This is a genomic window from Pseudomonas sp. Z1-12 (assembly GCF_051132015.1).
Taxonomy (GTDB): domain Bacteria; phylum Pseudomonadota; class Gammaproteobacteria; order Pseudomonadales; family Pseudomonadaceae; genus Aquipseudomonas; species Aquipseudomonas zanjanensis.
On sequence record NZ_CP071647.1, the window covers coordinates 5,721,536 to 5,737,643 of the forward strand.

10 protein-coding genes, 2 tRNA genes and 3 rRNA genes are annotated in these 16,108 nt (G+C 56.9%); 1 reads left to right on the forward strand and 14 read right to left on the reverse strand.

The window, feature by feature from the left end; all coding sequences use genetic code 11:
• Positions 1 to 68: 68 nt before the first annotated feature.
• The 11 genes from rrf to J3P85_RS24980 all read right to left on the reverse strand — a co-directional run bounded on the left by rrf (position 69) and on the right by J3P85_RS24980 (position 11,813).
• Positions 69 to 184: ribosomal RNA gene (gene rrf / locus J3P85_RS24930) — 5S ribosomal RNA — on the reverse strand.
• Positions 185 to 341: 157 nt separating this feature from the next.
• Positions 342 to 3,233: ribosomal RNA gene (locus tag J3P85_RS24935) — 23S ribosomal RNA — on the reverse strand.
• Positions 3,234 to 3,479: 246 nt separating this feature from the next.
• A tRNA-Ala gene (locus tag J3P85_RS24940) sits at positions 3,480 to 3,555 on the reverse strand.
• Between the two features lie 30 nt (positions 3,556 to 3,585).
• Positions 3,586 to 3,662, reverse strand: a tRNA-Ile gene (locus tag J3P85_RS24945).
• An 81-nt stretch (positions 3,663 to 3,743) separates the two neighbouring features.
• Positions 3,744 to 5,280 (reverse strand): 16S ribosomal RNA (locus tag J3P85_RS24950).
• Together the 16S, 23S and 5S rRNA genes with 2 tRNA genes alongside form the textbook arrangement of a ribosomal RNA operon.
• A gap of 553 nt (positions 5,281 to 5,833) precedes the next feature.
• Entirely contained in the window at positions 5,834 to 6,454 is a 621-nt protein-coding gene (gene msrQ / locus J3P85_RS24955; protein WP_434703914.1) for a protein-methionine-sulfoxide reductase heme-binding subunit MsrQ, read from the reverse strand.
• The gene (gene msrP / locus J3P85_RS24960) at positions 6,454 to 7,467 is read right to left on the reverse strand and encodes a protein-methionine-sulfoxide reductase catalytic subunit MsrP (RefSeq protein WP_186730361.1); all 1,014 of its coding nucleotides are present in this window, start codon (positions 7,465 to 7,467) and stop codon (positions 6,454 to 6,456) included. The genes msrQ and msrP overlap by 1 nt, the downstream gene beginning before the upstream one ends.
• Before the next feature lie 75 nt (positions 7,468 to 7,542).
• Complete coding sequence (pssA, locus tag J3P85_RS24965) at positions 7,543 to 8,388, reverse strand: CDP-diacylglycerol--serine O-phosphatidyltransferase (RefSeq protein WP_053125264.1); 846 nt, start codon at positions 8,386 to 8,388, stop codon at positions 7,543 to 7,545.
• A gap of 144 nt (positions 8,389 to 8,532) precedes the next feature.
• Positions 8,533 to 9,549, reverse strand: a complete 1,017-nt coding sequence (gene ilvC / locus J3P85_RS24970; protein WP_003185459.1) for a ketol-acid reductoisomerase — start codon at positions 9,547 to 9,549, stop codon at positions 8,533 to 8,535.
• 45 nt (positions 9,550 to 9,594) lie between these two features.
• Positions 9,595 to 10,086, reverse strand: coding sequence for an acetolactate synthase small subunit (ilvN, locus tag J3P85_RS24975; protein WP_003176102.1), 492 nt, complete (start codon positions 10,084 to 10,086; stop codon positions 9,595 to 9,597).
• A 2-nt stretch (positions 10,087 to 10,088) separates the two neighbouring features.
• On the reverse strand, positions 10,089 to 11,813 hold the full coding sequence (locus J3P85_RS24980) for an acetolactate synthase 3 large subunit (RefSeq protein WP_186709149.1): 1,725 nt from the start codon (positions 11,811 to 11,813) through the stop codon (positions 10,089 to 10,091).
• A 400-nt stretch (positions 11,814 to 12,213) separates the two neighbouring features.
• Between J3P85_RS24980 and J3P85_RS24985 the strand changes: the two genes are divergently transcribed.
• Positions 12,214 to 12,636, forward strand: coding sequence for a DUF4124 domain-containing protein (locus J3P85_RS24985; RefSeq protein WP_434703916.1), 423 nt, complete (start codon positions 12,214 to 12,216; stop codon positions 12,634 to 12,636).
• Positions 12,637 to 12,642: 6 nt separating this feature from the next.
• Here the strand turns inward: J3P85_RS24985 and J3P85_RS24990 are convergent, their stop codons facing one another.
• From J3P85_RS24990 to mrcB, 3 genes are read right to left on the reverse strand one after another with little or no spacing between them, the layout of a single operon-like run.
• Positions 12,643 to 12,972 (reverse strand): YqcC family protein, encoded by a 330-nt coding sequence (locus J3P85_RS24990; RefSeq protein ID WP_186730363.1) that lies wholly within the window; start codon positions 12,970 to 12,972, stop codon positions 12,643 to 12,645.
• Positions 12,972 to 13,691, reverse strand: a complete 720-nt coding sequence (locus tag J3P85_RS24995) for a hypothetical protein (RefSeq protein WP_434703917.1) — start codon at positions 13,689 to 13,691, stop codon at positions 12,972 to 12,974. Before J3P85_RS24995 ends, J3P85_RS24990 begins: the two co-directional genes overlap by 1 nt.
• Before the next feature lie 16 nt (positions 13,692 to 13,707).
• Positions 13,708 to 16,026: a penicillin-binding protein 1B gene (gene mrcB, locus J3P85_RS25000; protein ID WP_434703918.1), complete on the reverse strand. Its 2,319-nt coding sequence runs from the start codon at positions 16,024 to 16,026 to the stop codon at positions 13,708 to 13,710.
• Between the last annotated feature and the right edge of the window lie 82 nt (positions 16,027 to 16,108).

Sequence of the window (16,108 nt, forward strand, 5' to 3'; positions counted from 1 at the left end):
CGCAGAGTTTTATGACGGGCAAAACAAAACCCCTACCTGCATCAGCAGATAGGGGTTTCGGAATTTAATCTTGACGATGACCTACTCTCACATGGGGAAACCCCACACTACCATCGGCGATGCATCGTTTCACTGCTGAGTTCGGGATGGGATCAGGTGGTTCCAATGCTCTATGGTCGTCAAGAAATTCGGGTACTGAGTCGTGGCCTGGTGGCCTCGCTTCAGCAAATTGGGTATGTGACAGCTTTCGGTGTTTTGTGAGATTCGAACTTTCGGTTCGTTTCGTCTTCACACACCGCAATCTGGTGCTCTTTCGAGTCAGCAAATTGCTTGGGTGTTATATGGTCAAGCCTCACGGGCAATTAGTACAGGTTAGCTCAACGCCTCACAGCGCTTACACACCCTGCCTATCAACGTCGTAGTCTTCGACGGCCCTTCAGGGGACTCAAGGTCCCAGTGAGATCTCATCTTGAGGCAAGTTTCCCGCTTAGATGCTTTCAGCGGTTATCTTTCCCGAACATAGCTACCCGGCAATGCCACTGGCGTGACAACCGGAACACCAGAGGTTCGTCCACTCCGGTCCTCTCGTACTAGGAGCAGCCCCTCTCAAATCTCAAACGTCCACGGCAGATAGGGACCGAACTGTCTCACGACGTTCTAAACCCAGCTCGCGTACCACTTTAAATGGCGAACAGCCATACCCTTGGGACCGGCTTCAGCCCCAGGATGTGATGAGCCGACATCGAGGTGCCAAACACCGCCGTCGATATGAACTCTTGGGCGGTATCAGCCTGTTATCCCCGGAGTACCTTTTATCCGTTGAGCGATGGCCCTTCCATACAGAACCACCGGATCACTAAGACCTACTTTCGTACCTGCTCGACGTGTCTGTCTCGCAGTCAAGCGCGCTTTTGCCTTTATACTCTACGACCGATTTCCGACCGGTCTGAGCGCACCTTCGTACTCCTCCGTTACTCTTTAGGAGGAGACCGCCCCAGTCAAACTACCCACCATACACTGTCCTCGATCCGGATAACGGACCTGAGTTAGAACCTCAAAGTTGCCAGGGTGGTATTTCAAGGATGGCTCCACGCAGACTGGCGTCCACGCTTCAAAGCCTCCCACCTATCCTACACAAGCAAATTCAAAGTCCAGTGCAAAGCTATAGTAAAGGTTCACGGGGTCTTTCCGTCTAGCCGCGGATACACTGCATCTTCACAGCGATTTCAATTTCACTGAGTCTCGGGTGGAGACAGCGCCGCCATCGTTACGCCATTCGTGCAGGTCGGAACTTACCCGACAAGGAATTTCGCTACCTTAGGACCGTTATAGTTACGGCCGCCGTTTACCGGGGCTTCGATCAAGAGCTTCGCGTTAGCTAACCCCATCAATTAACCTTCCGGCACCGGGCAGGCGTCACACCCTATACGTCCACTTTCGTGTTTGCAGAGTGCTGTGTTTTTAATAAACAGTCGCAGCGGCCTGGTATCTTCGACCGGCGTGGGCTTACGCAGCAAGTGCTTCACCCTCACCGGCGCACCTTCTCCCGAAGTTACGGTGCCATTTTGCCTAGTTCCTTCACCCGAGTTCTCTCAAGCGCCTTGGTATTCTCTACCCAACCACCTGTGTCGGTTTGGGGTACGGTTCCTGGTTACCTGAAGCTTAGAAGCTTTTCTTGGAAGCATGGCATCAACCACTTCGTCACCCAAAGGGTAACTCGTCATCAGCTCTCGGCCTTAGAATCCCGGATTTACCTAAGATTCCAGCCTACCACCTTAAACTTGGACAACCAACGCCAAGCTGGCCTAGCCTTCTCCGTCCCTCCATCGCAATAACCAGAAGTACAGGAATATTAACCTGTTTTCCATCGACTACGCTTTTCAGCCTCGCCTTAGGGACCGACTAACCCTGCGTCGATTAACGTTGCGCAGGAAACCTTGGTCTTTCGGCGTGGGTGTTTTTCACACCCATTGTCGTTACTCATGTCAGCATTCGCACTTCTGATACCTCCAGCAAGCTTCTCAACTCACCTTCACAGGCTTACAGAACGCTCCTCTACCGCATCACTTACGTGATACCCGTAGCTTCGGTGTATGGTTTGAGCCCCGTTACATCTTCCGCGCAGGCCGACTCGACTAGTGAGCTATTACGCTTTCTTTAAAGGGTGGCTGCTTCTAAGCCAACCTCCTAGCTGTCTAAGCCTTCCCACATCGTTTCCCACTTAACCATAACTTTGGGACCTTAGCTGACGGTCTGGGTTGTTTCCCTTTTCACGACGGACGTTAGCACCCGCCGTGTGTCTCCCATGCTCGGCACTTGTAGGTATTCGGAGTTTGCATCGGTTTGGTAAGTCGGGATGACCCCCTAGCCGAAACAGTGCTCTACCCCCTACAGTGATACATGAGGCGCTACCTAAATAGCTTTCGAGGAGAACCAGCTATCTCCGAGCTTGATTAGCCTTTCACTCCGATCCACAGGTCATCCGCTAACTTTTCAACGGTAGTCGGTTCGGTCCTCCAGTTAGTGTTACCCAACCTTCAACCTGCCCATGGATAGATCGCCCGGTTTCGGGTCTATTCCCAGCGACTAGACGCCCTATTAAGACTCGCTTTCGCTACGCCTCCCCTATTCGGTTAAGCTCGCCACTGAAAATAAGTCGCTGACCCATTATACAAAAGGTACGCAGTCACCCAACAAAGTGGGCTCCCACTGCTTGTACGCATACGGTTTCAGGATCTATTTCACTCCCCTCTCCGGGGTTCTTTTCGCCTTTCCCTCACGGTACTAGTTCACTATCGGTCAGTCAGTAGTATTTAGCCTTGGAGGATGGTCCCCCCATATTCAGACAAAGTTTCTCGTGCTCCGTCCTACTCGATTTCACTTCTAAGATCCTTTCGCGTACAGGGCTATCACCCACTATGGCCGCACTTTCCAGAGCGTTCCGCTAAAATCAAAGAAGCTTAAGGGCTAGTCCCCGTTCGCTCGCCACTACTAAGGGAATCTCGGTTGATTTCTTTTCCTCAGGGTACTTAGATGTTTCAGTTCCCCTGGTTCGCCTCTTGCACCTATGTATTCAGTACAAGATAACCATCTTATGATGGCTGGGTTCCCCCATTCAGACATCTCCGGATCAAAGTCTGTTTGCCGACTCCCCGAAGCTTTTCGCAGGCTACCACGTCTTTCATCGCCTCTGACTGCCAAGGCATCCACCGTATGCGCTTCTTCACTTGACCATATAACCCCAAGCAATCTGGTTATACTGTGAAGACGACATTCGCCGAAAATTCGAATTTCTCAACTAAGAGAACTCACAAATTTTACCTTAGCCTGATCCGTTACCAGTGAAAGTAACGTTCAGTCTATCTTTCTATCACATACCCAAATTTTTAAAGAACGAACTAGTCAAAGACTAGAAATCAACATTCACCATCGAACCGATGGAATGCTCATTTCTAAGCTTTATACAATCGAAGCAGTAGTGGTGGAGCCAAGCGGGATCGAACCGCTGACCTCCTGCGTGCAAGGCAGGCGCTCTCCCAGCTGAGCTATGGCCCCGTATTTCTACAGGCGTTTCCCACACAAAATTGGTGGGTCTGGGCAGATTCGAACTGCCGACCTCACCCTTATCAGGGGTGCGCTCTAACCAACTGAGCTACAGACCCAATTTCGGGCTGCTTCTTTCGTCTTCTTCAATGAATCAAGCAATTCGTGTGGGAGCTCATGGAGCAGCTGCAGTCGTCGATTAAGGAGGTGATCCAGCCGCAGGTTCCCCTACGGCTACCTTGTTACGACTTCACCCCAGTCATGAATCACACCGTGGTAACCGTCCTCCCGAAGGTTAGACTAGCTACTTCTGGTGCAACCCACTCCCATGGTGTGACGGGCGGTGTGTACAAGGCCCGGGAACGTATTCACCGCGACATTCTGATTCGCGATTACTAGCGATTCCGACTTCACGCAGTCGAGTTGCAGACTGCGATCCGGACTACGATCGGTTTTGCGGGATTAGCTCCACCTCGCGGCTTGGCAACCCTCTGTACCGACCATTGTAGCACGTGTGTAGCCCAGGCCGTAAGGGCCATGATGACTTGACGTCATCCCCACCTTCCTCCGGTTTGTCACCGGCAGTTTCCTTAGAGTGCCCACCATTACGTGCTGGTAACTAAGGACAAGGGTTGCGCTCGTTACGGGACTTAACCCAACATCTCACGACACGAGCTGACGACAGCCATGCAGCACCTGTCTCAATGTTCCCGAAGGCACCAATCCATCTCTGGAAAGTTCATTGGATGTCAAGGCCTGGTAAGGTTCTTCGCGTTGCTTCGAATTAAACCACATGCTCCACCGCTTGTGCGGGCCCCCGTCAATTCATTTGAGTTTTAACCTTGCGGCCGTACTCCCCAGGCGGTCAACTTAATGCGTTAGCTGCGCCACTAAGAGCTCAAGGCTCCCAACGGCTAGTTGACATCGTTTACGGCGTGGACTACCAGGGTATCTAATCCTGTTTGCTCCCCACGCTTTCGCACCTCAGTGTCAGTATCAGTCCAGGTGGTCGCCTTCGCCACTGGTGTTCCTTCCTATATCTACGCATTTCACCGCTACACAGGAAATTCCACCACCCTCTACCATACTCTAGCTCGACAGTTTTGAATGCAGTTCCCAGGTTGAGCCCGGGGCTTTCACATCCAACTTAACGAACCACCTACGCGCGCTTTACGCCCAGTAATTCCGATTAACGCTTGCACCCTCTGTATTACCGCGGCTGCTGGCACAGAGTTAGCCGGTGCTTATTCTGTCGGTAACGTCAAAACACTAACGTATTAGGTTAATGCCCTTCCTCCCAACTTAAAGTGCTTTACAATCCGAAGACCTTCTTCACACACGCGGCATGGCTGGATCAGGCTTTCGCCCATTGTCCAATATTCCCCACTGCTGCCTCCCGTAGGAGTCTGGACCGTGTCTCAGTTCCAGTGTGACTGATCATCCTCTCAGACCAGTTACGGATCGTCGCCTTGGTGAGCCATTACCCCACCAACTAGCTAATCCGACCTAGGCTCATCTGATAGCGCAAGGCCCGAAGGTCCCCTGCTTTCTCCCGTAGGACGTATGCGGTATTAGCGTCCGTTTCCGAGCGTTATCCCCCACTACCAGGCAGATTCCTAGGCATTACTCACCCGTCCGCCGCTCTCAAGAGGTGCAAGCACCTCTCTACCGCTCGACTTGCATGTGTTAGGCCTGCCGCCAGCGTTCAATCTGAGCCATGATCAAACTCTTCAGTTCAAACATCTTTGGGTTTTGAGAAAACCCTAAACTTGGCTCAGCAATCGTTGGTTACATCTTTGATTTCTCGCGGAGTAACTTGTGATGCTGATAATCTGTTGACTAGCAGTCTGACTCCACAAGCACCCACACGAATTGCTTGATTCAGTTGTTAAAGAGCGGTTGGCTGAGTCTTTCATCTCAACCGAGGCGCGCATTCTACAGCGCCCCGTGCATCTGTCAAGCGGTTATTTTAAGAAGTTTTCAAAGTTTCGCTTCGGAAACATCAACAACTTCAACCACTTGCGCTTCCGATCTCTCGTTAGCGGGAGGCGAATTCTACAGCGTTACTCGCTGCTGTCAACACCTCTTTTTCACCGCTTTCGACCGAGAAGATCGAACCGCCGATAGAGCCAAACAACACCGCTCTATCTGCTCCTTCCAAGCTTCGATGAACTGAAGCCCAACACCTTCGAAACCTACTTAACTCTTTGAAACTCAAGGAGTTTTCCGTTTCGACTGCGCCGGAAGTGGGGCGAATTATAGACTTCCAGAATCTGCCGTCAACCCCTAATTACGCTTTTGTTGCAGAAGACACTTTCCTACCCAGCAAACGCGGGATCCGACGCATAACCGACGGCACCCTTAGCACTAATAAGGCGGCACCTATAAAGGCGTATATCGCCCATTCTTTCAGATCCGCCCGCACGATCCACAGCATATGCAGCAGCCCCAGCCCCAGAATCAGGTACACCAGGCGATGCAGTTTCTTCCAGCGCACTCCCAATCGTCGCTGACTGTAGCGATTGGATGTAACCGCCAATGCCAATAGCCCGAGAAACCCAAGCGCCCCCACAAAAATATAAGGCCGCTTACTCAACTCGACGCCCAACTGCGACCAGTCGAACCCCAATATGAACGCCGCATACCCGCTTAAATGCAGCACCACATAAGCAAAGCACCACAATCCCAACTGACGCCTGACTGCAATCCACCCCGCCCACCCCGTCAATTTCTGCAGCGGCGTCATGCTCAAGGTGATCAACAACAGGATCAACGTCCCCAACCCGAGCCGATCCACCAGCACTTTGCCCGGGTCAGGACCCAACGAATTCATCAAGGCCTCGTAAAGCCAGAACAAAGGCCAGACCGCCGCCACGATGAAGACGCTGATTCGCCAGGCTGGAAAACGCATCAGTAGTCCTTCCTCAGGTCCATCCCTGCATATAAAGAAGCGACTTCATCCTGATAGCCGTTGAACATCAGCGTGTCGCGCACATTGGGGCTGAACAGCCCGCTCGGCAGACGGCGTTCACGCGCCTGGGTCCAACGCGGGTGATCGACTGTTGGATTGACGTTGGCATAGAAACCGTATTCGTCAGACGCAATGCTTTGCCACGTGGTCTTCGGCTGCTCGCTCACCAGACTGATGCGCACGATGGACTTCACACTTTTGAACCCATACTTCCAAGGAACCACCAACCGCAGCGGCGCGCCGTTCTGGTTCGGCAACTCCCGCCCGTACATTCCCACCGCGAGGATCGCCAACGGGTTCATCGCCTCGTCCAAACGCAAGCCCTCCACGTACGGCCAGTCGATCAAGGCGAAACCGGAACGCTGCCCCGGCATGACCTTGGGGTCCTGCAGGGTTTCGAAGCGGATGTACTTGGCCTTTGAGGTCGGCTCGACTTGCTTGAGCAATGCGGAGATGGGAAAGCCGATCCACGGAATGACCATGGACCAGGCCTCGACACAGCGCAGCCGATAAATCCGCTCTTCCAGTTGATAAGGCTTCATGAAGTCTTCCAACCCATAGCGCCCTGGCTTACCCACCTCCCCGTCCACCACCACACTCCAGGGCTCGGTCTTCAAGGATCCGGCATTGGCTGCCGGATCCCCTTTGTCGGTGCCGAACTCATAGAAGTTGTTGTAATGGGTCGCGTCCTTGAACGGCGTGATCGCCTCATTCTTGACCGTGACCGCCTCCCATTGGACCGAAGGCAGTTTCTCGGCAAACCAGGACGGCGCCTTGCCCGGTTCGACATCGGCATAACGCGCCGCATCGGCAGCGCTGGCCCATTGCGGCAAGCTGCTCACGGCGAGACCCGCCATGGTTGCACCGAGCATCTGGCGACGAGATAGGTAGAAAGATTCGGGCGTGACGTCCGATTCACGGCAGTCGGACGACTTGGGGATCTTGATCAGCATGACAACTCCGCAGTATTGGAGGGCAGGTGCACCAATAGACTGCGGAGTATGGGGGAAATTACATTAAGGCAACGTTTAGCGTCGGCGAAGACGCAACAAGTACTGCACCGGGCCGGAAGCCGCATAGGCGAGGAATACCAGCAGCAGGATACGCGGTGGATCACTGAACACCACGGCGAATACCAGCACCACCGCTAGAATCGCAACGAACGGCACACGCCCCTTCAGATCCAGCTCCTTGAAGCTGTTGTACTTGATGTTGCTGACCATCAGCATCCCGGCCGCGGCAACCAGCAGCGCCACCAGGAACGACATTTTTGAACCCTGGATGCCATAGTCGCTGAATGCCCAGACCACACCCGCCACGACACCCGCCGCAGCCGGACTGGCCAGGCCGATGAAGTAACGCTTGTCAGCCTTGCCGACCTGGGTATTGAAACGCGCCAGGCGCAACGCCGCACCCGCCACATAGATGAAGGCGACCATCCAGCCGACCTTGCCCATGTCCCCCAGCGCCCAGCCGAACGCCAGCAAGGCGGGCGCCACGCCAAACGCGACCATGTCGGACAGCGAATCATATTCGGCGCCGAACGCGCTTTGGGTATTGGTCATGCGGGCGACGCGCCCGTCCAGGCCATCGAGCACCATGGCGACGAAGATCGCAATGGCGGCGAACGCGAAGTAACGGCTCGCCCCTGCGCTATCGCCAGCGCTCAAGGCGGCTTGGGCGCTCATGGAGCTGATGATGGAATAGAAACCGGCGAACAGGTTCGCGGTGGTGAACAGATTCGGCAGTAGATAGATGCCACGATGCCGGACCTTTCGGCCTTCAGCGTCATGGCCTTCTTCGATGTGCTCATCGATGGGCAACAGGCTTTCGGCGTCAGGAGCCTGGTTTGGCTCGTCGGGACGTTCGCTCATGGACAATACCTTGCAACGGTGTGAAAAAATTCGACAGATGTCTGGGACGACGGTTCGGCCGCAAACGATGCAGCTTTATACCAGAAGCCATCGCCCAAACGAAAAAACGCGGCCAAGGCCGCGTTTTTCGATCAAGCTCGCGACTTAGTTCTTGGCTTTGTCGACGATCTTGTTGGCACCGATCCACGGCATCATCGAACGCAATTGCTCGCCGATGATTTCGATTCCGTGGGCGGCGTTGTTGCGACGCTTGGCGGTCATCGAAGGATAGCCGGTGGCGCCTTCGCTGATGAACATCTTGGCGTATTCGCCGTCCTGAATACGTTTCAGGGCGTTGCGCATGGCCTGGCGGGACTCGGCGTTGATCACTTCCGGACCGGTCACGTACTCGCCGTATTCGGCGTTGTTGGAGATCGAGTAGTTCATGTTGGCGATACCGCCTTCGTACATGAGGTCAACGATCAGCTTCAATTCGTGCAGGCATTCGAAGTAGGCCATTTCTGGCGCGTAGCCGGCTTCAACCAGGGTTTCGAAACCGGCCTTGACCAGCTCGACGGTACCGCCACACAGAACGGCTTGCTCGCCGAACAGGTCGGTTTCGGTCTCGTCCTTGAAGGTGGTTTCGATGATGCCGGTACGACCGCCACCCACGCCAGCGGCGTAGGACAGGGCTACGTTCTTGGCGTTGCCGGACGCATCCTGGTAGATCGCGATCAGGTCAGGGATACCGCCGCCCTTCACGAACTCGGAACGCACGGTGTGACCCGGGGCCTTCGGCGCGATCATGATCACGTCGAGGTCGGCACGTGGCACGACTTGGTTGTAGTGGATCGCGAAGCCGTGGGAGAAGGCCAGGGTGGCGCCTTTCTTGATGTTCGGCTCGATTTCGTTCTTGTACAGCGCCGATTGGAACTCGTCCGGGGTCAGGATCATGACCAGGTCGGCAGCGGCAACGGCAGAAGCCACGTCGGTCACTTTCAGGCCGTGGGCCTCGGCCTTGGCAACGGTGGCCGAGCCTTTACGCAGGCCGACAGTTACGTCAACGCCGGAATCTTTCAGGTTGCACGCCTGGGCGTGGCCTTGGGAACCGTAACCAATGATGGCGACTTTCTTGCCCTGGATGATCGACAGGTCGCAATCTTTATCGTAGAAAACTTTCATGAATTTCCCCTATATCTGGCCATTCAGGCCATTCGCTAATTTGGTTTAGATGCTCAGTACTTTGTCGCCACGGGCAATCCCGGTGACGCCACTGCGTACGGTTTCCAGAATCGAGGCAGTGCCGATCGATTGGATGAAGCTGTCGAGCTTGTCGCTGGTACCGGTCAACTGAACGGTATAGACGCTGGCGCTGACATCGACGATCTGCCCACGATAAATATCGGTAGTACGCTTGATCTCGGCGCGCTGGGCGCCGGTGGCCTTGACCTTGACCAGCATCAGTTCACGCTCGATGTGAGCGCTTTCCGACAGGTCCACCAGCTTGACCACCTCGATCAGCTTGTTCAGGTTCTTGGTAATCTGCTCGATGACTTCATCGTGCCCCACGGTGGTCAGCGTCAGACGCGACAGGGTCGGGTCTTCGGTTGGCGCCACGGTCAGGCTTTCGATGTTGTAGTTGCGCTGCGAGAACAGGCCCACCACACGAGACAGCGCACCCGGTTCGTTTTCCAGAAGCAAGGAAATAATGTGTCGCATGATTAGGTACGCTCCGTCTTGCTCAGCCACATATCGCGCATGGAGCCGTCTTTGATCTGCATCGGGTAGACGTGCTCGCTGGTATCGACCGCAATATCGATCACCACCAGGCGATCCTTCATGGCGAACGCTTCCTCCATCTTCGACTTCAAGTCCTTCGATTCGGTGATGCGCACGCCAACGTGACCGTAAGCCTCCGCCAGCTTGACGAAATCAGGCAGCGATTCCATGTAGGAATGCGAGTGACGGCTGCCATAGCTCATGTCCTGCCACTGGCGAACCATCCCCAACACACCGTTATTCAGGATCACGATCTTCACTGGCAAACCATATTGCAGGCAGGTGGACAGTTCCTGGATGTTCATCTGGATGCTGCCTTCGCCCGTGACGCAGGCGACATCGGCTTGCGGAAAGCTCAATTTGATGCCCATGGCCGCCGGAAAACCGAAGCCCATGGTGCCCAGGCCGCCGGAGTTGATCCAGCGATTGGGTTTGTCGAACTTGTAATATTGCGCAGCGAACATCTGGTGCTGGCCCACGTCGGAGGTCACAAAGGCATCGCCCTTGGTCACTTCGCACAGGGTTTCGATCACGGTCTGCGGCTTGATCACGCTGCCGTCGCCCTTGTCATAAGGGAACAGGCCGCGATCGCCACGCCATTCATCGACTTGCTTCCACCAGCTGGCCACGGACTCCTTGTTCGGAACCTCGCCGATTTCCTTGAGAATGGCGACCATTTCGGTCAGCACGCTCTCTACAGGACCGACAATCGGCACGTCTGCCTTGATGGTCTTGGAGATGGACGCCGGGTCGATGTCAATGTGGATGATCTTGGCGTTCGGGCAGAATTTCGCCGCGCCGTTGATCACACGGTCGTCGAAACGCGCGCCGACCGCGAGGATGACATCGGCGTGGTGCATCGCCAGGTTGGCGGTGTAGCTGCCGTGCATGCCGAGCATACCGATGAACTGACGGTCCGAACCCGGGAACGCACCCAGGCCCATCAGCGTATTGGTGACCGGCAGGTTGAGCATTTTGGCCAACTCGGTCAGCGGCGCGGAGCCACCGCCGAGGATCACGCCACCACCGGAGTACAACACCGGGCGCTTGGCCGCCAGCAGCATTTCGGCGGCCTTGCGGATTTGCCCGGAATGACCACGGACCGCCGGGCTGTAGGAACGCAGCTTGGCTTTTTTCGGGAAGATGTATTCGAACTTCTCGGCCGGGTTGGTCATGTCTTTGGGGACGTCGACCACGACCGGACCCGGACGACCGGATTCGGCCAGGTAGAAGGCCTTCTTCATGACTTCCGGGATTTCCGACGCGTGCTTGATCATGAAGCTGTGCTTCACGATCGGCCGGGAGATACCGATCATGTCGGTTTCCTGGAATGCATCGGTGCCCACCATGGTGCTGGGCACCTGGCCGGAGATGATCACCATCGGGATGGAGTCCATGTACGCGGTGGCGATACCGGTGATGGCGTTCGTGGCGCCAGGACCGGAAGTCACCAGGACCACGCCGGCCTTGCCGGTAGCACGGGCATAACCATCAGCCATATGGGTGGCCGCCTGCTCGTGACGAACCAGGATGTGGGTCACTTCCGGTTCTTTGAACAGGGCATCGTAGACATGAAGAAGAGCACCACCGGGGTACCCGTAGATATATTTGACGCCTTCGTCACGCAAAAAGCGGACGAGCATCTCACCGCCAGATAAAAGCTCCACGTTGTTCACCTCTAAAACGCCAGAATACCGACCCACAAAAGGGGACGGGTCTTAATAGGTTTACTTCTCGGCAGAGCATGAGCGACGGTGGTCGCCGACTACGTCAGCACTGACTGAGCAAGTATTGGGATCGTCCCAAGTGTTGCGGGCCTTTCCCACCCAGCGCGAGGTAACGCGTTGCGGGTGTAACAGGTCGGCGCGGATATGCGCCTCATGATCTGCCGAGTGGGTCTGCTTCTGGCAGTCCCTCTACAGCGGACTTTGGATTCTTCTGTTTCGCCTCCTTCAAGTCAAGTCGTCTATGTGCTTTATTCGAAGTAAGCGCATGAGAACGCAAGAAAAAACCCTTAAACGGCAACTGTGTTAGCTTCAATTGCGCAATCCAAGACAAGGAAACAGCATGCGAATGATGTTATTGACGGCCAGCCTGCTGGTGGGCCTGAGCCCGATGAGCATGGCCGGCCAGATCTATAAATGGGTGGACGCCCAAGGCGTGACCCACTTTGGCGCCCAGCCGCCCCAAGGCGTGGAAGCGACGACCGTGGGCAAGTCCGCGACGCCAGCGCCCAAACCACCGTCCCCCGCTTCAGGCGGGGTCGTTGGCGATCAAAAGGCCATCGACCAACAGGTCAAAAAAGAGGTTGCCGAGCAGGAAGCCCAGCTCAAGGTGTTCTGCGAACAGGCCCGGACCAACCTGGCGCAATTGCAGAACAACCCCAGGGTGCGGGAAGACGTGGAGGGGGAAATGCGCCGCCTCACGGATGAAGAGCGACGCCAGCGGATCGATGAGACCCGCCAGCAGATCGAGGAACACTGCCAGTAATGGCGATCAGCCGACGTCGCTGATCAACTGATCGAACTGCGCCAGCAGCCGCTGCAACTGGGCGCCCTGCCCTGGCCGCTGGGCATAGACCATCTCGGCCATGGCAAGGATGCCCGAGGCGTTGGGCAGCGGCAGGTCGTTTTCCAGGATGGCTTTCATCCTGGGCAGGAAAATCCATTGCAGCCATTGCTCGAAATCCAGGGTGTCGACCGCGAACGGCTCGACACTGGCCAGCGCCTGCGCCGAAGGTGAAACCTCGCTCCACCAGCCCTGGACCCGCAGCTCCCGCTCGATCAGCAGCAACTGATCGGCGATTTGGGGAAAACGCGTATCCATCAGAGCGAAACCTTGGCCTTCTGACGGGCCAACGCCGCGCCAGCCGAATCGCCTTGTTTCTCACGAGCCTGCGCGATCAATTCCCACAGGCTGGCCTGAAGTGCCGGGCGACCGCTGGCGAAGGTCAGGCCACGGCGGGCCAATTGCTCGGCTTGCGGCGCATCGCCCTGGGCCATACGCACCTGGGCCAGGCGATAAAGCACTTGGGGCTCACGTGGCGCCACACGTTGGGCACGCTCCAGGCTGGAGGAGGCGCCGTTGAGGTCGCCGCCAGCCTGTTGCTGTTGTGCCGTGGTCAACAGGGCCAGCACCGGGCCGTCCAGTTGCTCATCGGCGGACAAGCCACCGGCACTGGCCGACGGGATGCGGCTCGGCGTCGAGGGCATGCTGTAGCTGCCCTGATCGATCGGCGAGGTTTCGATAGGACCTGGCGTGATCGGGCCCGGTGTGATCGGCGTGCTGCTGATCGGCGCCGAGGTCGTCGCGCCGCCACCGGGCACCATCACCACCACACCCGTGTCGCCTTGCGGAATCGCCTGGGCCTGGCCCTGCACGGGTCGTTTCACCGTCGTTTGACGGAAACCACCGTTGGCCGAGATCCGCTCGCTGTTGGACACCGCGGTGCCGGAGTCAACGACCGGAATCGAACCGCGTTGTACGGTAGAGCAACCACTGAGCAAAGCCACGGCCGTTACCGCTGGAATCAACCACTTGTTCACTTGAAACCCTCTTTGCTTAATTCATCCAGTCCTTGACCCAATCCATCACCGATTCGGCGGGATTCGTGCCGCCACAGGCTGCACCGGGTGGCGGTTCGCTGCCGCGAATATACGGCATCTGTACTGCGCCCGGGCAATTGGCGTCGGAACCTTGGCCAGTACGCGAATCAACCCAGGCCTGGACGATATTGTCCGGTTGCGGCATGTCCAGCGGCAACGGGTCGGCCTTGCGCATGAAACTGGTCCAGACCTGCAGCGCGCCGGTGGCGCCGGTGAACGGGGTCTTGCCGTTGTCATCACGCCCGAGCCAGACCACCGCCAGCAGGTCCTGGCTGAAACCGGCGAACCAGCTGTCACGCGAGTCGTTACTGGTGCCGGTCTTACCCGCCAGGGTCAGGGTCCGGGGCAGCACGTTATAGACCGAACTGCCGGTGCCTTCACGCATGACCCGCTGCATCGCGCTCTGGATCAGGTAGATGGAAGCCGGATCGAAACGTTGCTGGATCTGGAACGGATAACGCTTGAGCGGCTCGCCATCGGCGGTCAGCACGCTGCGAATCCCGCGCATCGGGGTATTGAAACCGCCGTTGGCCAACGTCTGGTACATCGCCGCCACTTCTATTGGCGTCAGCCCACCAGCGCCCAGCAGCATCGACGGGAAGGCCGGGAATTCGCGGCTTACCCCCAGGCGCGCCAGGGTCTTGAGTACGTTCGGCACGCCGACTTCCAGCCCAAGGCGAGCCGTCGACAGGTTGTAGGAATGCGCCAGCCCTTGGTAGAGGAACACCGTGCCGTGGGGGCGACGATCATAGTTCTGCGGCGTCCAGACCTGACCGTCCGCGCCCTTGATCGAGAATGACTCGTCGGACAGCCAGCTCGTCAGCGTGTACTGGCTGGGCTTTTCCAAGGCGGTGAGGTAAACCGCTGGCTTGATCAACGAGCCGATCGGGCGCACCGCGTCCAATGCCCGGTTGAATCCCGCAAAGCTGGCCTGGCGACTGCCGATCATCGCCTGGACCTCACCGGTTTCCGGGTTGGTCACGACCATGGCCGCTTCGACTTCGTCGGAGCCCTTGCGCCCTGCCAATCGCTTGAAGGTGTCCTCGACCGAGGCTTCGGCCTTCATCTGCAGGATCGGGTCGAAACTGGTGAAGATGCGCAGGCCTTCTTCGGTCAAGTCTTCGTCGCGGTAGTCTTCCCGCAGTTGACGCTTGACCAGGTCCATGAACCCTGGGAACGAACTGTCCGCCAGGCTGCCACGCTTGGTCACGCCCAACGGCATCTTTTTCGCCGCTTCGACTTGCTCGGCTGTCGCCACACCTTGTTGCTGCAGCAAGTCGAGCACCAGGTTGCGCCGCTCGAGGGCACGTTCCGGATTACGACGCGGGTTGTAGGAAGACGGCCCCTTGACCATGCCCACCAGCAACGCCACTTGATGCAGCTTGAGTTCGGACAGCGGCTGGCTGAAGAAGAACTGGCTGGCAAGGCCGAAACCGTGCACCGCCCGTTGACCGTCCTGGCCGACGAAGACCTCGTTGAGGTAGGCCTCCAGGATCTCCTGCTTGTCGTAGTGCAACTCCAGCAACAACGCCATCATGGCTTCGGTGAGCTTGCGGGTCAGGCTGCGCTCGTTGGTCAGGTAGAAGTTCTTGACCAACTGTTGGGTCAGGGTACTGCCGCCCTGGCGCATATGGCCCGAGGAGGTGTTGACCCAGATGGCCCGGGCAATCGATTTGGGCGAGACGCCGAAGTGATGGTAGAAGTCGCGGTCTTCGACGGCGATCAGCGTATCGAGCAGGAACGGTGGGACCTGGTCGATCTTGATCAGGATCCGGTCTTCGAGGTTCTTGGGGTACAGGCCACCAATGAGCAGCGGCTCAAGGCGCACCACCGACAGGCTCGCGTTGTTGGCGCCGATCAGCGCAGCCACGTAGTCGCCGGAAAAACGCACCCGCACCGGTTGCGCCTGCTCCATGCCTTCATAGAACTGGAAACCACGGGTGTTGAGGTCGATGGTATTGCCATTGACCGAGGCCGCACCCGGACCATTGGCCACGCTTTCACGGCGATAACCCAAGGCATCGAGTTCGGTCAGGAAGTCGGCCTTGCTCAACTTTTGTCCGACGAACAGCTCCAACGGCCGGGCATAGACCTTGGCCGGAATGGTCCAGCGCTTGCCGGAGAACTTCTCCTGGACCACGGCATCGAGATAGACCGCAAAACCGGCGAGCACGACGAGGCCCACCAGGCTGAGTTTAAGGGCCCAGCCCAGCCAGGGCCGCAGGCGGCTGGCGGGTGGTTTCTTGGGGGTACGGGGGGATCGGGTACGAGTCATGGCGGCGGATTATACGCACTTTGCTGCGGTTCAACATGAGCACCCACGCGGTTTGCGTTAGCGCGGCTAGCGGCCATAATGA

Bases quoted from the DNA above. Each gene is read 5' to 3' on its own strand.
- msrQ (WP_434703914.1), bottom strand. From the start codon at position 6,454: ATGCGTTTTCCAGCCTGGCGAATCAGCGTCTTCATCGTGGCGGCGGTC.
- msrP (WP_186730361.1), bottom strand. From the start codon at position 7,467: ATGCTGATCAAGATCCCCAAGTCGTCCGACTGCCGTGAATCGGACGTC.
- pssA (WP_053125264.1), bottom strand. From the start codon at position 8,388: ATGAGCGAACGTCCCGACGAGCCAAACCAGGCTCCTGACGCCGAAAGC.
- ilvC (WP_003185459.1), bottom strand. From the start codon at position 9,549: ATGAAAGTTTTCTACGATAAAGATTGCGACCTGTCGATCATCCAGGGC.
- ilvN (WP_003176102.1), bottom strand. From the start codon at position 10,086: ATGCGACACATTATTTCCTTGCTTCTGGAAAACGAACCGGGTGCGCTG.
- J3P85_RS24985 (WP_434703916.1), top strand. From the start codon at position 12,214: ATGCGAATGATGTTATTGACGGCCAGCCTGCTGGTGGGCCTGAGCCCG.
- J3P85_RS24990 (WP_186730363.1), bottom strand. From the start codon at position 12,972: ATGGATACGCGTTTTCCCCAAATCGCCGATCAGTTGCTGCTGATCGAG.
- mrcB (WP_434703918.1), bottom strand. From the start codon at position 16,026: ATGACTCGTACCCGATCCCCCCGTACCCCCAAGAAACCACCCGCCAGC.